The organism is Janthinobacterium sp. MP5059B, from assembly GCF_001758645.1.
Taxonomy (GTDB): domain Bacteria; phylum Pseudomonadota; class Gammaproteobacteria; order Burkholderiales; family Burkholderiaceae_D; genus Janthinobacterium; species Janthinobacterium lividum.
The window spans coordinates 162543-183165 of sequence record NZ_LRHX01000002.1 but is presented as its reverse complement, the minus strand read 5'-3'; the positions used below and the strand labels follow the sequence as shown (position 1 = coordinate 183165).

The 20623-nt window shown below is 61.9% G+C and carries 19 protein-coding genes; 13 read left to right on the top strand and 6 right to left on the bottom strand.

What is annotated here, in order from left to right; genetic code table 11:
• Nucleotides 1-25 precede the first annotated feature (25 nt).
• A complete protein-coding gene (erpA, locus tag JAB1_RS01505; protein ID WP_029496047.1) occupies nucleotides 26-388 on the top strand; it encodes an iron-sulfur cluster insertion protein ErpA in 363 nt (120 codons plus the stop codon).
• Between the two features lie 65 nt (nucleotides 389-453).
• Here erpA and JAB1_RS01500 read toward each other — a convergent pair whose 3' ends face one another.
• Together JAB1_RS01500 and JAB1_RS01495 are read right to left on the bottom strand one after the other, a co-directional pair.
• The gene (locus tag JAB1_RS01500; protein WP_034784762.1) at nucleotides 454-1545 is read right to left on the bottom strand and encodes an anhydro-N-acetylmuramic acid kinase; all 1092 of its coding nucleotides are present in this window, start codon (nucleotides 1543-1545) and stop codon (nucleotides 454-456) included.
• Between the two features lie 138 nt (nucleotides 1546-1683).
• Nucleotides 1684-3051 carry a M23 family metallopeptidase gene (locus JAB1_RS01495; RefSeq protein WP_034784764.1) on the bottom strand — a complete coding sequence of 456 codons (1368 nt, stop codon included), beginning with the start codon at nucleotides 3049-3051 and terminating at the stop codon, nucleotides 1684-1686.
• A 154-nt stretch (nucleotides 3052-3205) separates the two neighbouring features.
• Between JAB1_RS01495 and tyrS the strand changes: the two genes are divergently transcribed.
• The 11 genes from tyrS (at nucleotide 3206) to JAB1_RS01440 (ending at nucleotide 12418) form a co-directional block, all read left to right on the top strand.
• On the top strand, nucleotides 3206-4471 hold the full coding sequence (gene tyrS, locus JAB1_RS01490; RefSeq protein WP_034784765.1) for a tyrosine--tRNA ligase: 1266 nt from the start codon (nucleotides 3206-3208) through the stop codon (nucleotides 4469-4471).
• The gene (dtd, locus tag JAB1_RS01485) at nucleotides 4468-4917 is read left to right on the top strand and encodes a D-aminoacyl-tRNA deacylase (RefSeq protein WP_070278274.1); all 450 of its coding nucleotides are present in this window, start codon (nucleotides 4468-4470) and stop codon (nucleotides 4915-4917) included. Before tyrS ends, dtd begins: the two co-directional genes overlap by 4 nt.
• Before the next feature lie 26 nt (nucleotides 4918-4943).
• A complete protein-coding gene (locus JAB1_RS01480) occupies nucleotides 4944-5588 on the top strand; it encodes a YbhB/YbcL family Raf kinase inhibitor-like protein (RefSeq protein ID WP_034784769.1) in 645 nt (214 codons plus the stop codon).
• Between the two features lie 3 nt (nucleotides 5589-5591).
• Nucleotides 5592-6236 (top strand): histidine phosphatase family protein, encoded by a 645-nt coding sequence (locus JAB1_RS01475; RefSeq protein WP_034784771.1) that lies wholly within the window; start codon nucleotides 5592-5594, stop codon nucleotides 6234-6236.
• A 162-nt stretch (nucleotides 6237-6398) separates the two neighbouring features.
• The gene (gene dusB / locus JAB1_RS01470; protein WP_071653278.1) at nucleotides 6399-7451 is read left to right on the top strand and encodes a tRNA dihydrouridine synthase DusB; all 1053 of its coding nucleotides are present in this window, start codon (nucleotides 6399-6401) and stop codon (nucleotides 7449-7451) included.
• Nucleotides 7452-7642: 191 nt separating this feature from the next.
• Nucleotides 7643-7876 carry a helix-turn-helix domain-containing protein gene (locus JAB1_RS01465; RefSeq protein WP_008445162.1) on the top strand — a complete coding sequence of 78 codons (234 nt, stop codon included), beginning with the start codon at nucleotides 7643-7645 and terminating at the stop codon, nucleotides 7874-7876.
• A gap of 96 nt (nucleotides 7877-7972) precedes the next feature.
• Nucleotides 7973-9559 carry a bifunctional phosphoribosylaminoimidazolecarboxamide formyltransferase/IMP cyclohydrolase gene (purH, locus tag JAB1_RS01460; protein ID WP_034784775.1) on the top strand — a complete coding sequence of 529 codons (1587 nt, stop codon included), beginning with the start codon at nucleotides 7973-7975 and terminating at the stop codon, nucleotides 9557-9559.
• 136 nt (nucleotides 9560-9695) lie between these two features.
• Nucleotides 9696-10235 (top strand): crossover junction endodeoxyribonuclease RuvC, encoded by a 540-nt coding sequence (gene ruvC, locus JAB1_RS01455; RefSeq protein WP_034749205.1) that lies wholly within the window; start codon nucleotides 9696-9698, stop codon nucleotides 10233-10235.
• A gap of 42 nt (nucleotides 10236-10277) precedes the next feature.
• On the top strand, nucleotides 10278-10856 hold the full coding sequence (ruvA, locus tag JAB1_RS01450) for a Holliday junction branch migration protein RuvA (RefSeq protein ID WP_070278272.1): 579 nt from the start codon (nucleotides 10278-10280) through the stop codon (nucleotides 10854-10856).
• Nucleotides 10857-10862: 6 nt separating this feature from the next.
• On the top strand, nucleotides 10863-11918 hold the full coding sequence (gene ruvB / locus JAB1_RS01445; protein WP_034749202.1) for a Holliday junction branch migration DNA helicase RuvB: 1056 nt from the start codon (nucleotides 10863-10865) through the stop codon (nucleotides 11916-11918).
• A 32-nt stretch (nucleotides 11919-11950) separates the two neighbouring features.
• Entirely contained in the window at nucleotides 11951-12418 is a 468-nt protein-coding gene (locus JAB1_RS01440; protein WP_070278380.1) for a YaiI/YqxD family protein, read from the top strand.
• A gap of 66 nt (nucleotides 12419-12484) precedes the next feature.
• On the opposite strand, the gene JAB1_RS01435 is transcribed toward JAB1_RS01440, so the two are convergent.
• The 4 genes from JAB1_RS01435 to JAB1_RS01420 all read right to left on the bottom strand — a co-directional run bounded on the left by JAB1_RS01435 (nucleotide 12485) and on the right by JAB1_RS01420 (nucleotide 19065).
• Nucleotides 12485-13624 carry an OmpA family protein gene (locus JAB1_RS01435; RefSeq protein WP_070278378.1) on the bottom strand — a complete coding sequence of 380 codons (1140 nt, stop codon included), beginning with the start codon at nucleotides 13622-13624 and terminating at the stop codon, nucleotides 12485-12487.
• 13 nt (nucleotides 13625-13637) lie between these two features.
• A complete protein-coding gene (locus tag JAB1_RS01430; RefSeq protein WP_070278270.1) occupies nucleotides 13638-15413 on the bottom strand; it encodes an ice-binding family protein in 1776 nt (591 codons plus the stop codon).
• Nucleotides 15414-15686: 273 nt separating this feature from the next.
• Nucleotides 15687-16142 carry a DUF2147 domain-containing protein gene (locus tag JAB1_RS01425; protein ID WP_034784781.1) on the bottom strand — a complete coding sequence of 152 codons (456 nt, stop codon included), beginning with the start codon at nucleotides 16140-16142 and terminating at the stop codon, nucleotides 15687-15689.
• 115 nt (nucleotides 16143-16257) lie between these two features.
• Nucleotides 16258-19065, bottom strand: a complete 2808-nt coding sequence (locus tag JAB1_RS01420) for a valine--tRNA ligase (RefSeq protein ID WP_070278376.1) — start codon at nucleotides 19063-19065, stop codon at nucleotides 16258-16260.
• A gap of 502 nt (nucleotides 19066-19567) precedes the next feature.
• On the opposite strand from JAB1_RS01420, the gene JAB1_RS01415 reads away from it, so the two are divergent.
• Nucleotides 19568-20617 carry a porin gene (locus JAB1_RS01415; protein WP_070278374.1) on the top strand — a complete coding sequence of 350 codons (1050 nt, stop codon included), beginning with the start codon at nucleotides 19568-19570 and terminating at the stop codon, nucleotides 20615-20617.
• The last annotated feature ends 6 nt before the right edge of the window (nucleotides 20618-20623 follow it).

Genomic DNA, 20623 nt, shown 5'->3' with positions numbered 1-20623 from the left:
ATGTTTTCTAGTAGGAGTGCCTGATATGAATGCCGTCGCTGAAATGCAAGATGTGATCCCTTCCCCTATTATCTTTACCGATAGCGCCGCCGAAAAAGTCGCGCAGCTGATCGAAGAAGAAGGCAATCCCGACCTGAAATTGCGCGTATTCGTGCAGGGTGGTGGCTGCTCCGGTTTCCAGTATGGCTTCACCTTCGATGAAATCGTCAACGAAGATGACACCACCATGGTCAAGAACGGCGTCCAGCTGTTGATCGATTCCATGAGCTACCAGTACCTGGTCGGCGCGGAAATCGACTACAAGGATGACCTGGAAGGCGCGCAGTTCGTGATCAAAAACCCAACGGCGACGTCCACCTGCGGTTGCGGTTCCTCTTTCTCCGTTTAAGCACTAAACTGGGCAAGCAAGAAAATAGCGGATCTTCGATCCGCTATTTGTGTTTCTGCGACCGCTTAGCGAGGGTATAGCGCCCCCAGTACCCGTAACCCCTGCGCACCCGTCACCGCCGGTAGATTGCCCGGCTTGCGCTGCGTGAAACGCCAGGCCAGCCAGGCGAACGCCAAGGCCTCGACCTGGCTGGGCGCCACGCCCAATGCTGCCGTCGATTCCACCGCCATGCCCGGCAATTCACGGGCCAGAGCCGCCATCAGGCTGGCGTTCTGCGCGCCGCCACCACACACATACACGGTTTCCGCCCGTGCGCCGTCGCGCAGGATGGCGTGCGCCAGACTGGCGGCCGTCAGCTGGGTCAGGGTCGCCTGCACGTCGGCTGGCCTGGCTTGCGGATAGCTGGCCAGCTTGGCACCCAGCCAGTCGGCATGGAACAGGTCGCGTCCCGTGCTTTTCGGCGCAGGCAAGTCAAAATAGGGCTCGTTGAGCAAATCCGCCAGCAGGGCGGGCAAGACTTGGCCCGTGGCGGCCCAGGCGCCGTCGGCGTCGTAGGGCTGGCCCAGGTGCTGCAAGACCCAGCCATCCATCAATGCATTGCCGGGACCCGTGTCGTAGCCCGTCACCGTGCCGTCCGCGTGCAGCACGCTGATATTGCTGATGCCGCCGATATTGGCCAGCACGCGCGTGTGGCCCGGCAGATTGAAGATGGCCTGGTGAAAAGCGGGCACCAGCGGCGCGCCCTGGCCGCCGGCCGCCACGTCGCGGCTGCGCAAGTCGGCGATGACGTCGATGCCCGTCAGTTCGGCCAGCAGGGCCGGGTTGTTCAGCTGACGCGTAAAGCCCAGCTCCGGGCGGTGGCGGATGGTCTGGCCATGCGCACCGATGGCAGCGATGGCGTCCGGGCCGATACCCGCGTTGCTGAGAAGCATGGCGACGCAATCGGCGTAATGGCGCACGAGTCGGTTTGCCGCCAGCGCTTCGCGTTCGATTTCATTCTGGCCCGCACTTTGCAGCGCCATCAGGTCGGCGCGCAGGCTGGCGGGAAAGGGAATGTACGCGTCGCCCAGGCTGCGCGTGCCCTCGTCGGAAAAGTCGACCAGCGCACCATCGACGCCATCGAGACTGGTGCCTGACATTAAACCGATATACAGCATGGGGTATTCCTTGAATGCGTAAGTGGTGAGGTGCATTGTGCCGCATTTGTGCCGGCCGCAGAAGCGCACGGGGAAAAACAAAGGCACCGGCCATTTGCATGGGCGGTGCCTTTGTATGTTGCCCGAAGGCAGTGTTGCTTAGCGCGCAGCCAGTGCCGTGTCGTTCGGACGCAGCAGGGTGAAGCGGTGCATCATGTCGGCCGACACCATGCGGAAACGGCTCAGCTCGGCGGCCGTCAGCGGCGCCTGGGCTTGTACGTTCAGCTTGCTTGGATCCTGTGCCACGCCGCCGACGCGGAATTCATAGTGCAAATGGGCGCCCGTCGACCAGCCGGTGGTGCCGACGTAGCCGATCACATCGCCCTGGCTGACTTTTTGACCTTTTTTCAGGCCCGAAGCGAAGCGGCTCATGTGTGCGTAGGCGGTGGAATAGTTGGCCCAGTGTTTCAGGACAACAACATTGCCATAGCCGTTTTGGCTGCCGACGGAATCGACCACGCCATCGCCCGAAGCGCGGATAGGGGTGCCCGTTGCTGCAGCGAAATCGATGCCCTTGTGCGCTTTCCAGTTGCCGGAAATCGGGTGCACGCGCATGGAGAAGCCGGACGAGATGCGGGAGAATTCGAGGGGGGATTTCAGGAAGGCTTTTTTGAGGGACTTGCCGTCGAAACTGTAGTAACCGCCGCCTTGCTTGCTGGCTGGGTCTTCGAACCAAACGGACTGGTAAGTCGTGCCGCGGTTGGTGAATTCACCGGCCAGGATGCGGCCCGCTCGGACAAATTCGCCATCTTGCCAGAATGTTTCATAGACAACATTAAACGAGTCGCCGCGTTTCAGGTCGGAGCGGAAGTCGATATTGGTGGAGAACATTTCCACGATTTGCGCGGAAATCGAATCTGGCAGGCGGGTGCCGTCCAGGCTGGAGTCGGTGGCGGCGAACAGGGTGGAAGTAATCTTGCGCGCGTGCATTTCAACGCGGCGTTCCAGCTGGGCAGCTACTTCCGTGGCCACGAACTTGTCGCCCTTGCGGGTGATCAGGATGTTCTTGACCGATTTGTCCGTGCCGTCGACGAGCGTGGCGCGCATCCAGTTGAGGTCGCCGTTTTCGGACGTTTGCGCTTGCACGCGCTTGCCCGATTTCAGCAACATCACGCCGCGCGCGATCTTGTCGGTTTTAATGAAATTGGCGGCCGCCGCATCATCCACGCCGAGACGGGTCAGCAGGGTGGCGAGGGTATCGCCAGCGCGGACTTTTTCTTCGTGGGTGAAATTCTGGTCTACCTGTTCCATCGCGGAAATTTGCGAGGCGAGATCAGGCATTTCCAGGTTCTGGGCGATGGACGTGACCGGCAAGTCCGATGCGTCGGGCGCCATAGGCGACACAGCGACCGCGCCGAAGGCGGCCACGGCGAGCAGCACTGCGGAGGCGCCGATAATGCGGGCCTTGCGTGTCGTCGTCAGCTGTGTGTACAAGCGTGAGCCTGTGATTTTATGTATAGGGTTCATGCAATCAGTTAAAATTTGCCCTTGAACGTGACCTGAACTAATGCTCTTTGTTATTGTTATTTTGGTTCGTTTTCATACGGCAAGATTGATGGGATCGAGCATTATAGCAAACTCCGCAAACCTACTACCATTTTGAGATCTACAGTCAAATTTTATGGAAATCAACACCACCGCATCGCCTACAAAGGCTAACGCCGCTCAGACCGCGCTTCCGCTGTCGGACAGAGTACAAGAAGCCCTCGCGATTACCAAGCGTGGCGTCGACGAACTCTTGATCGAAAGCGAATTTGCGCAAAAATTAGCGCGCTCCGAGAAAACCGGTGTTCCGCTGCGCATCAAACTGGGCCTGGACCCGACTGCACCCGACTTGCATCTGGGCCACACTGTCGTGCTGAACAAGATGCGCCAGTTGCAAAACCTCGGCCATCAAGTCATTTTCCTCATCGGCGACTTCACGTCCATGATCGGCGACCCTTCGGGCCGCAACGTCACGCGCCCGCCGTTGACCAAGGAACAGATCGAGATTAACGCGATGACGTATTTCGCGCAAGCATCTTTAGTGTTGGACGCCAGCAAGACCGAAATCCGCTATAACTCCGAGTGGTGCGATCCGCTGGGCGCGCGCGGCATCATCCAGCTCGCTTCCCACTACACGGTGGCGCGCATGATCGAGCGCGACGATTTCACCAAGCGCTTCCAGGGCGGCATTCCTATTTCCGTGCATGAATTCCTGTACCCGCTGATGCAGGGTTACGACTCGGTGGCCCTGAAGTCGGACCTGGAACTGGGCGGCACGGACCAGAAGTTCAACCTGCTGGTGGGCCGCGAACTGCAAAAGCAGTACGGACAGGAGCAGCAGTGTATTTTGACCATGCCTCTGCTGGAAGGTTTGGACGGCGTGGAAAAAATGTCCAAGTCGAAGAATAACTACATCGGCATCACGGAACCGGGCAACACCATGTTCGCCAAGCTGATGAGCATTTCCGACGTCATGATGTGGCGCTACTACGAGCTGCTGTCGTGGCGCTCGATCGCCGAACTGGCCCAGTTGAAGCGCGAAGTCGAAGAAGGCCGCAATCCACGCGACGCCAAGGTTGCGCTGGCGCAAGAGATCGTTGCCCGCTTCCACTCGCAGCAGGCGGCGGAAGAGGCGCTGGCCGACTTCGTCAACCGCTCGAAGGGCGGCATCCCCGACGATATTCCGGAAGTGACGCTGGCCGGCGCACCGCTGGGCATCCCGCAATTGCTCAAGCAAGCGGGCCTGTGCCCCTCGACGTCGGAAGCCATGCGCAAGATCGACCAGGGCGGCGTGCGCATCGACGGCACCGTCATCAGCGACAAGGGCTTGCAAGTGGCGGCTGGCCAGTTTGTGTTGCAAGTTGGCAAGCGCAGCTTTGCGCGTGTCACCTTGACGGCATGATCGCGCTGCTGCAGCGCGTTACGCAGGCCAAGGTCGACGTGGCCGGCGCCACCATCGGCGCCATCGATGCAGGCCTGATGGTGCTCGTGTGCGCGGAGCGGGGCGATACGGAGAAGGAAGCGGACGCCCTGCTGGCCAAGTTGCTCGGCTATCGCGTGTTTGCCGACGAGGCGGGCAAGATGAACCGCAGCGTGACGGACGTGGCCGGCGGCTTGCTGCTGGTGCCGCAGTTTACGCTGGCTGCCGACACCAAGTCCGGCACGCGCCCGTCGTTTACGCCGGCGGCCGCGCCGCAGGACGGCTTGCGCCTGTTCACGCATTTCGTGGACCAGGCGAGCAGCCGCCACGCGACCGTGCAAACGGGACAGTTCGGCGCCGACATGCAGGTGTCGCTGACGAACGACGGGCCCGTCACCTTCTGGCTGCAAGTAAACGCAAAGCAATAACTAAAAAATATAAAGAGGAGCAAGCGATGAAATTGTGGAGCGAGACGTTTCGTGATGGCGGCCTGATGCCGGCCGACCATGCCTTTGCCGAGATCGATCCGGCCAGCCGCGTGCGCCTCGCCGGCAACCGCAATCCTCATCTGGCCTGGGACGAGGTGCCCAACGGCACCGAGTCGCTGGCCCTGTTCTGCATCGACCCCGATGCGCCGCAAGACGCCAGCCTGGCCAACCGCGATGACCAATCGCTGCCGCTGACGGCGCCGCGCGGCGACTTTTATCACTGGAGCTTGCTTGATATTCCCCTGGCCATGCGGGTTATTGCAGCCGGTGAGTTTTCCAGCGGCATCACGCCGCGCGGCAAGCCTGCCGCCAGCGGCGGTGCGTTGCCATTGCGCCAGGGCCTCAACGACTATACGGCCTGGTTTGCCGGCGATGCCGCCATGGCCGGGGACTATTACGGCTATGATGGCCCGTGCCCGCCGTGGAATGACGAGCGCATCCACCATTATATTTTTCGCCTGTACGCGCTCGACGTGCCGCGCCTGGCGCTGCCCGAGCGTTTCACGGGGCAGCAAGCCCATGCCGCCCTGTACGGCCACATCCTCGACGAAGCCCAGCTCGTCGTCGCCTATTCGCTTAACCCCGAATTGGCACTTACCCTGAAGAAATAAAGCATGAGCACCACGATTTTACTGATACGCCATGGCGAGACGGCCTGGAATGCGGGCCGCCGCCTGCAGGGCCATATCGACATCGCCTTGAACGAGGCGGGCCTGGCGCAAGCGGGGGCGCTGGGGCAGGCGCTGGCGGACGAACCGCTGGCCGCCATTATCGCCAGCGATCTGCAGCGCGCGCAGCAGACGGCGCAAGCCGTGGCCGACGTGAAAGATTTACCCGTGCAAACGGATTCCTTGCTGCGCGAGCGCTGCTATGGCGCCTTCGAAGGCTTGCTGTATGCGGACATTGCCGCGCGCTATCCGCACGAATATGCGCAATGGCAATCGCGCCAGATCGATGCCGTGATGCCGTCGGGCGAGCGCCAGGCCGAAAGTTTCCGCCAGTTCTATGCGCGCGCGAACGGTGCCATCGCCCGCTGGGCCGGGAAATATGACGGCCAGACGATCGCCATCGTCGCCCACGGCGGCGTGCTCGAATGCGCCTACCGCGAGGCGGTCGGCATGACGCTCGACAGTCCGCGCGACTTCCAGGTCAAAAATGCCAGCGTCAACCGCTTTTCTTACGCGGACGGCAAGCTGCATTTGGTGCATTGGGGAAATATCGAACACTTGAGCGCGCCCGCGATGGACGAGCTGGGCTAAGAGCCGGGCGAACCGGCGGACGGGCTCGCCGAGCCCCTGTTTTGCTGTACTGCACAAGCGCGGCGCCCGCCCAAGCGCACTGAAGCAAAAAAAATAGTGCTTATTAATTAGGCAGGGAATCGGTTAAAATAGCAGGTTCCTCCGTCCATTCCAGGTTCTTCAGTGCAAATCGGCCCTCACATTCTGCGCAACAACGTTTTCGTCGCTCCCATGGCGGGTGTGACGGATCGGCCTTTCCGCCAGTTGTGCAAGCAGTTGGGTGCCGGCTACGCCGTGTCGGAAATGGCGGCGTCGAATCCGCGCCTGTGGGCGACGGAAAAAAGCTCGCGCCGCACGGACCACGAAGGCGAAATGGAGCCGAAGGCCGTGCAGATCGCCGGCGCCGATCCGCAAGACCTGGCCGACTGCGCCAAGTTCAATGTGGACCGGGGCGCGCAGATCATCGACATCAACATGGGTTGCCCCGTCAAAAAAGTGTGCAACAGCTGGTGCGGTTCGGCCCTGTTGCAAGATGAAAGCCTCGTCGAAAAGATCTTGCACGCCGTCGTCAATGCCGTCGATGTGCCCGTCACCCTGAAATTCCGCACGGGTTGGAACCGTTCCAACAAGAATGCCCTGACCATCGCCCGCATCGCCGAGCAAGCCGGCATCCAGATGCTGACTTTGCACGGCCGCACGCGCGCCGATGGCTACAAGGGTGATGCCGAATATGAAACGATTGCCGCCGTGAAAGCATCGGTGGGCATCCCCGTGGTGGCCAACGGCGACATTACCAGCCCTGAAAAGGCCCGCTTTGTGCTGGATCAAACGGGGGCCGATGCCGTCATGATCGGCCGCGCGGCGCAGGGTCGGCCGTGGATTTGCCGTGAAATCGACCACTTCCTGCGCACCGGCACCTTGCTGCCGGCGCCGTACGTGGATGAAGTGCGTACCCTGATGGACGAGCATTTGCGCGCCCATTACGCATTTTATGGCGAATTCCTCGGCGTGCGCACGGCACGCAAGCACATCGGATGGTATGTCAAGGATCTGGAAGGCGGCGAAGCGTTCCGCCAGCAAATGAACTTGCTGGAATCGACGGATGCGCAATTGCTGGCCGTCGATCAATTTTTTGAGTCGCAATGGAAATTTGGCGAACGGTTACAATACCGCCTCTCCGAATCCAGTGAAAGTGGCCTGATCGATGTGATCAAACCTGTGGCCACGGCAGCATGAGCAGATAGCAAGGCAGTGATATAAGTTATAAGCAATAGTGACAAGCAAGAGTGATAAGCAGTACAAGGGCGAGCGCCTATACAGAGCGTCATGCAATATTAATTACAACACCGAGGCAAGAGGGCAGCACGCGGACCGCATGGGCGGCGCGGCGCCGGATTGCCAGGTGTTCAGCCGGTTGAAGCATAAAAATGAGCAAAGAAAGCATTCAGGAAGTCGTACAGAAAAGTCTAGAAGATTACTTCAATGACCTGGGCGAACAGCAAGCATCGAATATCTATGACATGGTCGTGCTGACCGTGGAAAAGCCCATCCTGGAAGTCGTGATGACACGCGCCGATGGCAACCAGTCGCACGCCGCGCAGATGCTGGGCATCAACCGCAATACCCTGCGCAAGAAATTGCAGGAGCACGGTTTGCTGTAATGCCGGCATGCAAGTGACGCCAAGATTTGAATCCGCCGCAGCCCGGCACCGGGCCTGCGCCATTCGCCAAGAACACTTAACCACCTAGCCACAGCCATGATCAAACAAGCTCTCCTCTCCGTTTCCGACAAGACCGGCGTTCTCGAATTCGCCCGCGCCCTGTCCGCCCTCGGCGTCAACCTCCTGTCCACCGGCGGCACCGCCAAATTGCTGGCTGACAACGGTGTTCCCGTCACGGAAGTTGCCGATTACACGGGTTTCCCGGAGATGCTCGATGGCCGTGTGAAGACCCTGCACCCTAAAGTGCACGGCGGTATCCTGGCGCGCCGCGATTTCCCTGAGCACATGTCGAAACTGGTCGAGCACGACATGCCGACCATCGACATGGTGGTGGTCAACCTGTACCCGTTCCAGGGCACGGTCGCCAAGGCCGATTGCACCCTGGAAGATGCGATCGAAAATATCGATATCGGTGGCCCGACCATGCTGCGTTCGGCAGCCAAGAACCACAAGGACGTGGTTGTCATCTGCGACCCGACCGACTATGACGTGGTGCTGGCGGAAATGCGTGCGGCCGACGGCAAGGCAGGCGACGTCAGCTACGATACCAAGTTCATGCTGGCGAAAAAAGTCTTTGCGCACACGGCGCAATATGATGGCGCCATCACCAACTACCTGACCAGCCTGGGTCCGACGAAAGTGCATGCCGAGCGCGGCGCCTATCCGCAAATCTTGAACGTTGCCTTTGAAAAAGTGCAAGACATGCGCTACGGTGAAAACCCGCACCAGAGCGCCGCCTTCTACCGCGATCTGGTCACCACCGATGGCGCGCTGGCCAACTACCGCCAGCTGCAAGGCAAGGAATTGTCGTATAACAACATCGCCGACGCCGATGCTGCCTGGGAATGTGTGAAGAGCATGGGCGGTTTCGAGCAAAGCGCCGCCTGCGTCATCGTCAAGCACGCGAATCCATGCGGCGTCGCCCTGGGCAAGAATGCGGCGGAAGCGTATGCGCGCGCCCTGCAGACGGACCCGACCTCGGCATTCGGCGGCATCATCGCGTTTAATACCGAACTGGATGGCGCCACGGCCGGCGAAATCGCCAAGCTGTTCGTCGAAGTGCTGATCGCCCCGTCGTTCTCCGCAGAAGCGAAACAGATTCTGTCGAGCAAGCAAAACGTGCGCATGCTGGAAATCCCGCTGGGCAGCGGCGTGCACGCCATGGACTTCAAGCGCGTCGGTGGCGGCTTGCTGGTGCAATCGCCAGACGCGAAAAACGTCGGCATCGGCGACTTGCGTGTGGTCAGCAAGCTGCAGCCTACGCCGCAGCAACTGGCCGACCTGATGTTCGCCTGGAAAGTGGCGAAATTCGTCAAGTCGAACGCCATCGTCTTCTGCGGCAATAACATGACCCTGGGCGTGGGCGCTGGCCAGATGAGCCGTATCGACTCGGCCCGCATCGCTTCCATCAAGGCGCACAACGCCGGCCTGTCGCTGACGGGTTCCGTCGTGGCGTCGGACGCCTTCTTCCCGTTCCGCGACGGCCTCGACGTCGTCGTCGACGCGGGCGCAACCTGCGTCATCCACCCGGGCGGCTCCATGCGCGACCAGGAAGTGATCGATGCGGCGGATGAGCGCGGCGTCGTGATGCTCTATACGGGCACGCGTCACTTCCGTCATTGATAATTGAACCCAACGGCAATGACTGGGGTCGGACCCTAAGGGTCCGACCCCAGATGTTGGTTTGGGTTGCTGCGACACAATACGGCAGGCACCGGTTATTCACCGGTGCCTGCCGTATTCATTATAGAATCTGGCGATGATTATTCTTGGCATCGATCCTGGCCTGCGCACGACCGGCTTTGGGGTCATTGAAAAACACGGCAACAAGCTGCGCTATATCGCGTCGGGTACCGTCAAGACAGGTTCCGAAGGGGAATTGCCGCCGCGCCTGAAGGTCATCCTGCGGGGCGTGAGCGAAATCGTCGGCACCTACCAGCCCGATTGCGCGGCCATCGAAAAAGTGTTTGTCAACGTCAATCCCCAATCGACCTTGCTGCTGGGCCAGGCGCGCGGCGCTGCCATTTGCGCGCTCGTCCATGCCGACCTGTCGGTGGCCGAATACACGGCGCTGCAAGTGAAGCAGGCCGTCACGGGCCACGGCAAGGCGGCCAAGGAACAGGTGCAGGAAATGGTGTCGCGGCTGCTGTCCTTGCCCGGCTTGCCCGGCACGGATGCGGCCGATGCCCTGGGCGTGGCCATTTGCCACGCCAACAGCATCGATGCGCTGGCCATGATCGGCGCGCTGGCGCCCCAGCTGCAGGGGCTGCGCATGAAGCGCGGCCGTTTAGTGGGATAGCTGCATGGCCCTCATATATATACACAACATTAGGAACACGCGATGATAGGCCGTCTCTCCGGTATTTTGCTTGAAAAGAATCCGCCACAATTGCTGGTCGATTGCCAGGGCGTCGGCTATGAAGTCGACGTGCCGATGAGCACCTTTTACAACTTGCCCCACGTGGGCGAAAAAGTCGTGCTGTTCACGCACCAGGCCATCCGCGAAGATGCGCACCTGTTGTTTGGCTTCGGCAATGCGGCCGAGCGGGCCGTGTTCCGCCAGTTGATCAAGATCACGGGCGTGGGCGCGCGCATGGCCTTGTCGATCCTCTCGGGCATGACGATAGCCGACCTGGCGCAAGCCATCACCCTGCAGGATTCCGGCCGTCTGGTGAAAGTGCCGGGCATCGGCAAGAAAACGGCCGAGCGCCTGCTGCTGGAATTGAAGGGCAAGATCGGTGCCGATCTTGGCCCGCTGGGCGCGCATGCGGCGCCGGACGCCCAATCGGACATTTTGAACGCACTGGTGGCGCTCGGCTATTCGGACAAGGAAGCGCTGGCCGCCGTGAAAAACGTGCCGGCTGGCAGCGGCGTGTCGGAAGGCATCAAACTGGCGCTGAAAGCGCTGTCGAAAGGCTGATAACGCATGAGCATCCAGACCGACAGCTTCACGGAACAGCGCATCATCGACGCGGCGCCCATCTCGCACAACGAAGAGGCGATCGAACGGGCCTTGCGCCCCAAGCAGCTCGACGAGTATGTGGGACAGGAAAAGATCCGCGACCAGCTCGAGATTTTCATCACTGCTGCGCGCCAGCGCAAGGAAGCGCTCGACCACACCTTGCTGTTCGGCCCGCCGGGCCTGGGCAAGACGACCCTGGCGCACATCATCGCGCGCGAAATGGGCGTCAATCTGCGCCAGACTTCCGGCCCCGTGCTGGAGCGCCCGGGCGACCTGGCCGCGATCCTGACCAACCTGGAAGCGAACGACGTCCTGTTCATCGATGAAATCCACCGCCTGTCGCCCGTCGTGGAAGAGATTTTGTATCCGGCGCTTGAGGATTATCAGATCGACATCATGATCGGCGAAGGCCCGGCCGCCCGTTCCGTGAAACTCGACCTGCAACCGTTTACATTGGTCGGTGCCACCACGCGCGCCGGCATGCTGACCAACCCGCTGCGCGACCGCTTCGGCATCGTCGCGCGCCTGGAGTTTTATAACACGGGCGAATTGACGAAGATCGTTACGCGCAGCGCGGCCTTGCTGAAAGCACCGATCGACCCGGAAGGCGCGCACGAGATCGCCCAGCGCGCGCGCGGCACGCCCCGCATCGCCAACCGCCTGCTGCGCCGCGTGCGCGATTTCGCGGAAGTCAAAAGCAATGGCGAGATCACCAAGGTGGTGGCCGACCGCGCGCTGGCCATGCTCGACGTCGATTCCGCCGGTTTCGACGTGATGGACCGCAAGCTGCTCGAAGCCGTGCTGTTCAAGTTCGGCGGCGGCCCCGTCGGTATCGGGAATCTGGCTGCGGCCATCGGCGAAGCGGCCGATACCATCGAAGATGTGCTGGAACCGTATCTGATACAGCAAGGTTTCCTGCAGCGCACACCCCGTGGCCGTGTCGCCACGCCGGCCGCCTACCTGCACTTTGGCGTCAGCGCCCCGCGCATGGGCCCGGGCGGCGAAGCGTGGGAACTGTGATGGCGGAAGGCAGCCAGCAGACCACGCCGGGCATGCAGATATGGATCGACGCCGATGCGTGTCCCGTCGTCATCAAGGAAATCCTGTATCGCGTGGCCGACCGCCTGGAATTGCCGCTCACCCTGGTCGCCAACCAGGGCTTGCGCGTGCCGCCCTCGCGTTTCATCCGCACCGTGCAAGTGCCGTCCGGCGCGGACGTGGCCGACCAGGAAATCGTGCGCCTGTTGAATCCTGGCGACCTCGTCATCACGGGCGACATCCCGCTGGCTGCCGACGTGCTGACCAAGGGTGGTTTTGCGCTGAACCCGCGCGGCGAGTTTTACACGAAGGACAATATCGCCCAGCAACTGACGATGCGAGCTTTCATGGAAGAATTGCGCAGCGGCGGCGTCGACACGGGCGGTCCGGCCGCCTTCAGCCAGTCCGACCGGCAACAGTTTGCCAATAGCCTGGACCGGCATCTGAGCAAGCATCACCGCAAGCCGTCCCCGGCGCAGTAAGCGGTGGACGAAAAAAACGTGGACGAAAAAAACCGGCGCAAGCCGGTTTTTTTATGTGCATGCAACTTAGCGTGCAACTTTGCGCGTGCCTACCACTTCCACTGTCACGCGGCGGTTCTTGGCGCGGCCGGCGGCACTCGTGTTGTCGGCCACCGGTTGCGTTTCTCCCTTGCCTTCCGTGTAGACGCGGCTCGTTTCCACGCCTTGCGCCACCAGATAGGCCTTGACGGCTTCGGCGCGGCGCTGCGACAGTTTCTGGTTGTAGGTGTCAGAACCGACGGCATCCGTATGGCCGACCGTGACGATGACTTCCAGATCCATGCCCGTCAATTGACCGAGCAGCTGCTCCAGTGCCGCCTTGCCTTGCGGCTTGAGTGTCGATTGATCGAAATCAAACAGCGCTTCGGAGGCAAACGACACTTTTTCCGCTACGGGGACAGGCGCCGGTGCGGCCACGATGACAGGTGCCGGCATGGCGACGACAGGCGCGACTTCGGGCGCCGGCTGGTAGGCGGGCGTGGCGCTGGCCGGGCGGCCCAGTTTATACACGAGGCTGACGGAATACAGGTCCGCATCGCCGCGGTTGCCGACGGCATCGTTCAAGCGATAACGCTCGACTTCGCCGCGCAGGGCCAGTGCTTCGCTGAACTTGTATTCGAGGCCGAGGCCCAGCTTGGCATTGAGTTTGCGCTCGCTGGCATGGGTATTGGTCGAACCGAGCAGGCGGTTACCGCTGAACTCCGTGTTGGCCCTGGTGTAGTGCATGCCGACACGGCCCAGCAACGACAGGCGCTGCGACAGCGGCAGCTGGCCCAGCAGGTCCAGGTTCACGCCGCGAAACGCCGCTTGTCCGTTCAGCACGCCGTTGCCGCTGGTGGTCGACTTGAAATCGAACTTGCCCAGGTCAAAGTAGCCCGCTTCCACGGCGACATACTGGTTCAGTTGGCGGCCGACAAACAGCTTATAGCCGGTGTCGCGCTGGTCCTTGCTGAAGCCGGTGACGGTTTCGCCGTTGGCGGCCAGGCTGGCGCGCAGGCGCGGTTCGTCGATGGTGGCGCGCGACTGGCCCACGCCCGCGCCGATGTACCAGGCGCTGTTGGCCCAGTCCGGGTTGATGAAAGTGTTGTCCTGCGCCTGCGCCGATTGCGCCGCCAGCAAGGCGCCGGCCATGACGCTCAGGGCGCCCAGTGTGTGTGCGATAGTCATCGTCATGTCCCGATTATTTGGTGATCTGGTTGTTGCGCAGGGTAACGGCGGCAGCCGTCAGCACGCGGCCATTGAGCAGGGTCGTGTTGTCGCCCACCGTGATGGCAGCCGACTGGCCCAGGATATTGCCCTTGAATACGCTGTTCGCGGCCAGGGTGGTCGGGCCGACAGGCAGCCAGCTGACGTTGTCGGCCGTGGCGCCGTTATTCAGGGCAACTACCGAATTGACGGTCGAGTCCAGGGTCAGCGCCGTGCGGAAGATGTACACGCCGGGACCGTTCAGTGTCAGCGTACCGGTAATGCTGATGGCACCGGCATAGCAATACACGCCGGGGCCGAAGGTCTGGCCACCGAGGTCGATGCCGCCGGCAAAGGTGACGTCGCAAGTGCGGCTATTGCCGTCCGTGATCGCCGCTTGCAAATCCGTCATGGCGCCGGCCAGGATGGCGCCCGATTTGTAGTTGGTAAAGCCGGCCGCCTGGGTCGGATCGACCGTTTGCGAAGGCGCGCCGACGTCGCCCGTGATCAGGGTGGTGCCGTCCGAGTTGTTCGTGATCGAGGTGCCGGCCAGTACGCCGAACGGCGCCGCGCGGCCCAGGATGATCGGATTGAGGACGGGCGGGATGGCGACGGCCGTGACCGACAGCAAGGCGCTGCCCGACTGGCCGCCGGCCGTGGCCGTGATGCTGCTGGTGCCGGCGGCGATGCCGGTGGCGACGCCCGTGTTCAGTACGCTGGCGTTGGCAACGGTGCCCGACGTCCAGGCGGCGCTGTTGGTGACGATGGCGTTCGAGCTGTCCGAATACGTTGCGGTGGCAATGAATTGCTGTTGGGCACCAACAGCGATGCTGGCTGTGGCTGGCGTGACGGCGATGCTGACCAGGGTGAGGGCAGGTACGGTGACGGTGGTGCTGGCCGTCTTGCCGTTGAAGCTGGCATTCATGACGCTGGTACCAAAGGCAACGCCGGTGACGAGGCCTCCGCTGGCGACGGTGGCCGAGGCGGGCGTGACTGAAACGAAGGTGCTGCCGGTCGTGACGTCCACGCTGCTGCCATCCGAATACGTGGCAAGGACGGCCAGCTGGCGCGTCGCGGCGGCCGGGATGACGGGGTTTTGCGGCGTGACGGCGATAGCCAGCAGGGCCGCTGGCGTGACGGTCAGCACGGTGCTGGCTGTCAAGGTGCCCGTGGTAGCCGTGATCTGTGTCGTGCCGGCAACCTTACCCAGCGCCAAGCCGCCAGCGGCGATGCTGGCCGTGGTAGGGCTGGCCGAAGCAAAGGTCGACACGGCCGTGACGTCGCGCGTGGCGCCGTCGCTGAAGCTGCCGCTCACCGTGAATTGCTGTGTTGCGGCGATGGCGATGGATGGCGCGAGCGGCGTGATGGCGATCGCCGTCAAGGTGGCCGGCGAGACGGTCAGCTGGGCCGCCGCGCTCTTGCCGCCGAACGCGGCGCTGATGCTGCTGCCGCCGGCAGCGATGCCGGTACTCAAGCCTGTGGCGCCATTGACTGTCGCACTGGCTGGCGTGGCCGACGTCCAGGCCGACTTGGCGCTGACGTCTTGCGAAGAGCCGTCGCTATACGTGGCGATGGCCGTGAATTGCTGGCCCGCGCCGATGGCGACCGTGGCCGTGGCTGGCGTGACGGCCAGGCTGGACAAGGTGGCAGCCGGCAAGCCGAGGATGGGATCGCGTCCCTGGTCGCCGCCGCCACAGCCGGCCAGGGCGGCCATGGCCAGCAGACCTGCCGAGACGAGCAGCGGGTTCAGATATCGCTTGAAGAGATTCATATAATTCCTTTGTGCATGGCAGTCATTGCCGGGCATCCGCGGATGAGGTCATCCGGCAGAGCCATGCCGCCTTTCGCTACAGGGCGATGGCGTCACAGGCATGCACTATTTCATTTAGGAAACTGAAGGTATGTGCGCTGGCGCGCTTAGCTTGTCTTTGACGGGGAATGGGTTCAAAAGGGAACGATTCGGCCTGAAAAACAACGGCCGTGTGCGGAAAGCAGGCACAAAAAAGCCGGCGCAGGGCCGGCTTCGACAGGGCGGGGAGGTTGCTTACTCTTCGCGCACCCACGTTTGCGAGCGCCCAAACATCGGCACGCCGACATAGCCGCGCACTTGCAGCTTGGTGCCGCCTTCCGTCAGTTCTGCCTTGCTCTTGTAGACCTTGCCGCTGGCCGGGTCCGTGATTTCGCCGCCTGTCCATTCCTTGCCGTCATATTTCAGGCCGGACAGGATCACCAGGCCGATGATGGGCTGGTCCTTGTTGGCGCCCGTGCACTTGTCGCACTTGGGATTTTGATCTTCATTCGGGCCACGGAACAGCTTTTCGATCTTGCCTTGCAAGACACCATTGTTTTCTGTGATGACAACGAGGGATTTCGGCTTGCCGCTGGCGTCATCGATGGTTTTCCACGTGCCGACGGGGGTGTAGTTGCCGTCGCGCGCGGTGGCGCTGCCGGCGATGGCCAGGGCGGCCACCAGTACGCTTGCTTTGAATAGTTTATGCATCGCTAGTCTCCTGTGGTTTTTTTGATCTGTTACGAAACAGTATGGATACCAAGGCAAGACCAGCAGTGCTGCGCGGCGTCAGGAGATGACGCCGCGCAATCCTTCCAAACTTGCCTTATGCGCTGGCTAGTTTAGCAAACTGTTCGCGCAGTTTTTCAATTGTCGCCGAAAAACTGAGCAAACGCTCGTTTTCTTGCGCAACGATGGCGGCAGGGGCGCGCGCAACAAAGCTTTCATTGCCCAACTTGCTGTTGACCTTGGCAATTTCCGCTTCGATGCGGGCGATTTCCTTGCCCAGGCGCTCGCGTTCGGCGGCCACGTCGATTTCCACTTTCAGCATCAGCTTGGTGGTACCGACGATGGCGACGGCCGCTGGCGAGTCCGGCAGCGCATCGACGATCTGCACTTCAGCCAGCTTGCCCAGCGACTGGATGTACGGTGCGTACGATGCCAGCGCGGCTTTTTCCGTGGCATTGCCCGCTTCGACGATCAGCGGCACGCGCACGGAAGGCGAGATCTGCATTTCGCCGCGCAGGTTGCGCGTTGCGTCCGTCAAGGCTTTCAGCTGCTGCATCCACGCTTCCGCGCTTTCATCGATCTTCTCGGTGTTGGCGATCGGATACGGCTGCATCATGATCGAATCGCCCTCTGGCTTGAGCGTCTTGCCGGCCAGCGGCGCCACCGTCTGCCACAACGCTTCCGTGACGAAGGGGATGATCGGATGGGCCAGGCGCAGCACGACTTCCAGCACGCGCAGCAGGGTGTGGCGGGTGGCGCGCTGCTGGCCTTCCGTACCCTGTTGCACCTGGACTTTCGCAACTTCCAGGTACCAGTCGCAATACTCGTCCCACACGAATTTGTAGATGGTGGCGGCGATATTGTCGAAACGGAAGTCTTCAAAGCCCTTGGCCACGTCCAGTTCCGCTTTTTGCAGCAGCGAGATGATCCACTTGTCCGCTTGCGACAGGTCGGCGTCATTCGGTGTGCAGTCCTTGCCTTCCGTATTCATCATGACGAAACGGGTGGCATTCCACATCTTGTTGCAGAAGTTGCGGTAGCCTTCGCAGCGGCCCAGGTCGAAATTGATGTTGCGGCCCAGCGATGCATAGCTGGCCATGGTGAAGCGCACGGCGTCCGTGCCGTAGGCGGAAATGCCTTCCGGGAATTCCTTGCGCGTTGCCTTGGTGATCTTTTCCGCGTCGCGCGGGTTCATCAAGCCCGTGGTGCGCTTGACGATCAAGCCCTCCAGGTCGATGCCGTCGATCAGGTCGATCGGGTCCAGGGTGTTGCCCTTCGACTTGGACATCTTCTGTCCCGTCGAATCGCGCACGAGGCCGTGCACGTAGACGGTTTCAAACGGTACCTTGCCCGTGAAGTGCGCCGTCATCATGACCATGCGCGCGACCCAGAAGAAGATGATGTCGAAACCCGTCACCAGCACGGACGATGGCAGGAAGGCTTTCATGTCCGGCGTTTCTTCCGGCCAACCCATGGTCGAGAACGGTACGAGCGCCGACGAGAACCACGTGTCGAGCACGTCGTCGTCGCGCTTCAACGGGCCCGTGCTACCGGCCGCCTGCGCCTTGGCGATGGCTTCCGCTTCCGTCTTGGCAACGAAGATATTGCCGGCATCGTCGTACCACGCCGGGATTTGATGGCCCCACCACAGCTGGCGCGAGATGCACCAGTCCTGGATGTTGTTGAGCCACTGGTTGTAGGTGGTGCTCCAGTTTTCCGGCACGAACTTGATTTCGCCGCTGGCGACCTTGTCCAGCGCCGTTTCCGCGATCGATTTGCCTGGGAAGAAGGTGCCTTCCGGGGCCGGTTTGCTCATGGCAACGAACCACTGGTCCGTCAGCATCGGCTCGATGACGACGCCCGTGCGGTCGCCGCGCGGCACCATCAGCTTGTGCGGCTTGACTTGTTCCAGCAAGCCTTGCGCGTCGAGGTCGGCGACGATCTGCTTGCGCGCGGCGAAGCGGTCCATGCCGCGGTAGGCTGCCGGCGCGTCGTCGGTGATCTTCGCGTCCAGGGTCAGGATGACGATCTGCGCCAGCTTGTGGCGCTGGCCCACGGCGTAATCGTTCATGTCGTGCGCCGGGGTGATCTTCACGCAGCCGGTGCCGAATTCCTTGTCGACATATTCGTCGGCGATGATGGGGATTTCGCGGTCCGTCAGCGGCAGTTTCAGCATCTTGCCCACCAGCGCCGTGTAGCGCTCGTCCGTCGGATCGACGGCCACGGCCACGTCGCCCAGCATGGTTTCAGGACGGGTCGTGGCCACCGTCAGGAAACCGCTGCCGTCGGCCAGCGGGTACTTGATGTACCACATGGAGCCATCTTCTTCCTCGGACACCACTTCCAGGTCGGACACAGCCGTGCCCAGCACGGGGTCCCAGTTGACGAGGCGCTTGCCGCGGTAGATCAGGCCTTGCTCGAACAGGCGCACGAAGACGTCGGTGACGACTTTCGAGCGCGGTTCGTCCATCGTGAAGTATTCGCGCTGCCAGTCGGCCGAGGCGCCCAGGCGGCGCATCTGGCCGGTGATGATGGAACCGGATTTTTCTTTCCATTCCCACACTTTTTCCACGAATTTCTCGCGGCCCAGGTCATGGCGCGAAATCTTTTGCGCGTCCAGCTGGCGTTGCACGACGATTTGCGTGGCGATGCCCGCGTGGTCGGTGCCGGGTATCCAGGCCGTGTTGTGGCCCAGCATGCGGTGGTAGCGGGTCAGGCCATCCATGATGGTCTGGTTGAACGCATGGCCCATGTGCAGGGTGCCGGTGACGTTCGGCGGCGGCAACTGGATGCTGAAGGAAGGTTTTCCCGCATCGAGGGTGGCGGTGAAGTAACCGCGCTGCTCCCACTCGGTGCGCCAGAATTGTTCAATGTCGGCGGGCTCGAAAGACTTGGCTAATTCCATGATTTGGCGTGTGATTGGCAAAAGGAACCATTATAGATGACGCGGCATCGCCTGCAGCGTGGCAAGCCGCCTTTTTCAGTGTTTTGGCGGCTTTGCGGGCCGTTGACGGGCAACAGAACGGGGATAAAAGCGCTGCCGATGTTATAATGCCGGCCTTGGCGCCTCCTGCCCTATCTTTGCGGACGGCGCCAGCGGGCGCAGTTGTATCAAAGTTTCACTCCAACTCTCGTCCGCGTCACCCGGCCAGCGCATCTGCGATGCCAGCCACTTTCAGAGCGTCCCCTTCGGGCTGGGCGCCTGAGCCACGCGCACCGCCAGCGGTGCACCATTCACGGCGGAATCAAGGCGGCTCGTCATTGCACGCCGCTGCCGCCACAGCTTAGCCAGGAATGTTGTTATCTGGCCCGTCGTCTTTCGATACGGCATGTTCCACAGCGCCTGGCCGCTGTGGCTATGCCATGGCCGCGCGCTTTCCCGGTTTTGCCTGCATAAGGAAACCAGCATGAAAAAACTCTCGATCAGTGTCGGCCTCGTTTCGACCATCGCCACCCTGGGCGCCTTGCCTGCCGCCCATGCCCAGTCCTCCGTCAACGTGTATGGCTTGATGGATGCGGGCCTGGTGCAGGAAGGCGGCGTCAGCAAGCTCACCAGCGGCGTGTCGGCCGGCTCGCGTCTGGGCTTGCGCGGCACGGAATCCCTGGGTAACGGCTTGCAAGCCGTGTTCACGCTGGAAGCGGGCGTCCTGAGCGACACGGGCCGCTCGGACCAGGCAGGCCAGTTGTTTGGCCGCCAGGCGTTTGTCGGCCTCGACAGTCCGCTGGGCATGCTGACCGTGGGCCGCCAGTACAACCTGCAAAGCCAGGCGCTGACCGACGTGGCCGATCCGTTCGAGGGCGGCATGGCGGGCGCGTCGACCAACCTGGCCGGCTATTCGGCCACGCGCATCGACAATACCGTGCGCTATACCTCGCCCGAGCTGCGCGGCGTCACGGCCACGGTCATGGTCGGCTTTGGCGAACACACGGGGATTGCGGCGGACCAGCGTTCGCTGGGCCTGGCCCTCGGCTATGTCAACGGTCCATTGACCTTGCGCCTGGCGCGCCAGAGCCGTGCCGGCGAGCCGGGCAAGGCCGACGTGAACAACACGATATTGGCAGGTAACTACAACTTCGGCGTGGCCACGGCATTTGCCGGCTATGGCCGCAATACGGGCGATGGCAGCAGCATGTTCTTTGCCGAGAATCCATACGGTGCGGCGCAGGCGCCGGCCCAGTCCACCGACAGCCGCGACGCCATCGTCGGCGTGTCCGTGCCGCTCGGCGCGACTACCCTGCTGGCCTCGTATGTGCGCAAGGATGACCGCGATGCTGCCAACCGCGATGCGCAGCAGCTGGCCATCGGCGCCATGTATGCCTTGTCCAAGCGCAGCAAGGTGTATGTTGCCTACGCGCACATCCGTAACCGCAACGATGCGGCCTACATGGTGGGCAATGCCACCGAAGTGGGCAGCGGCAACCGCGCCTTCAACGTCGGCCTGCGCCACGCGTTTTAAACCGTC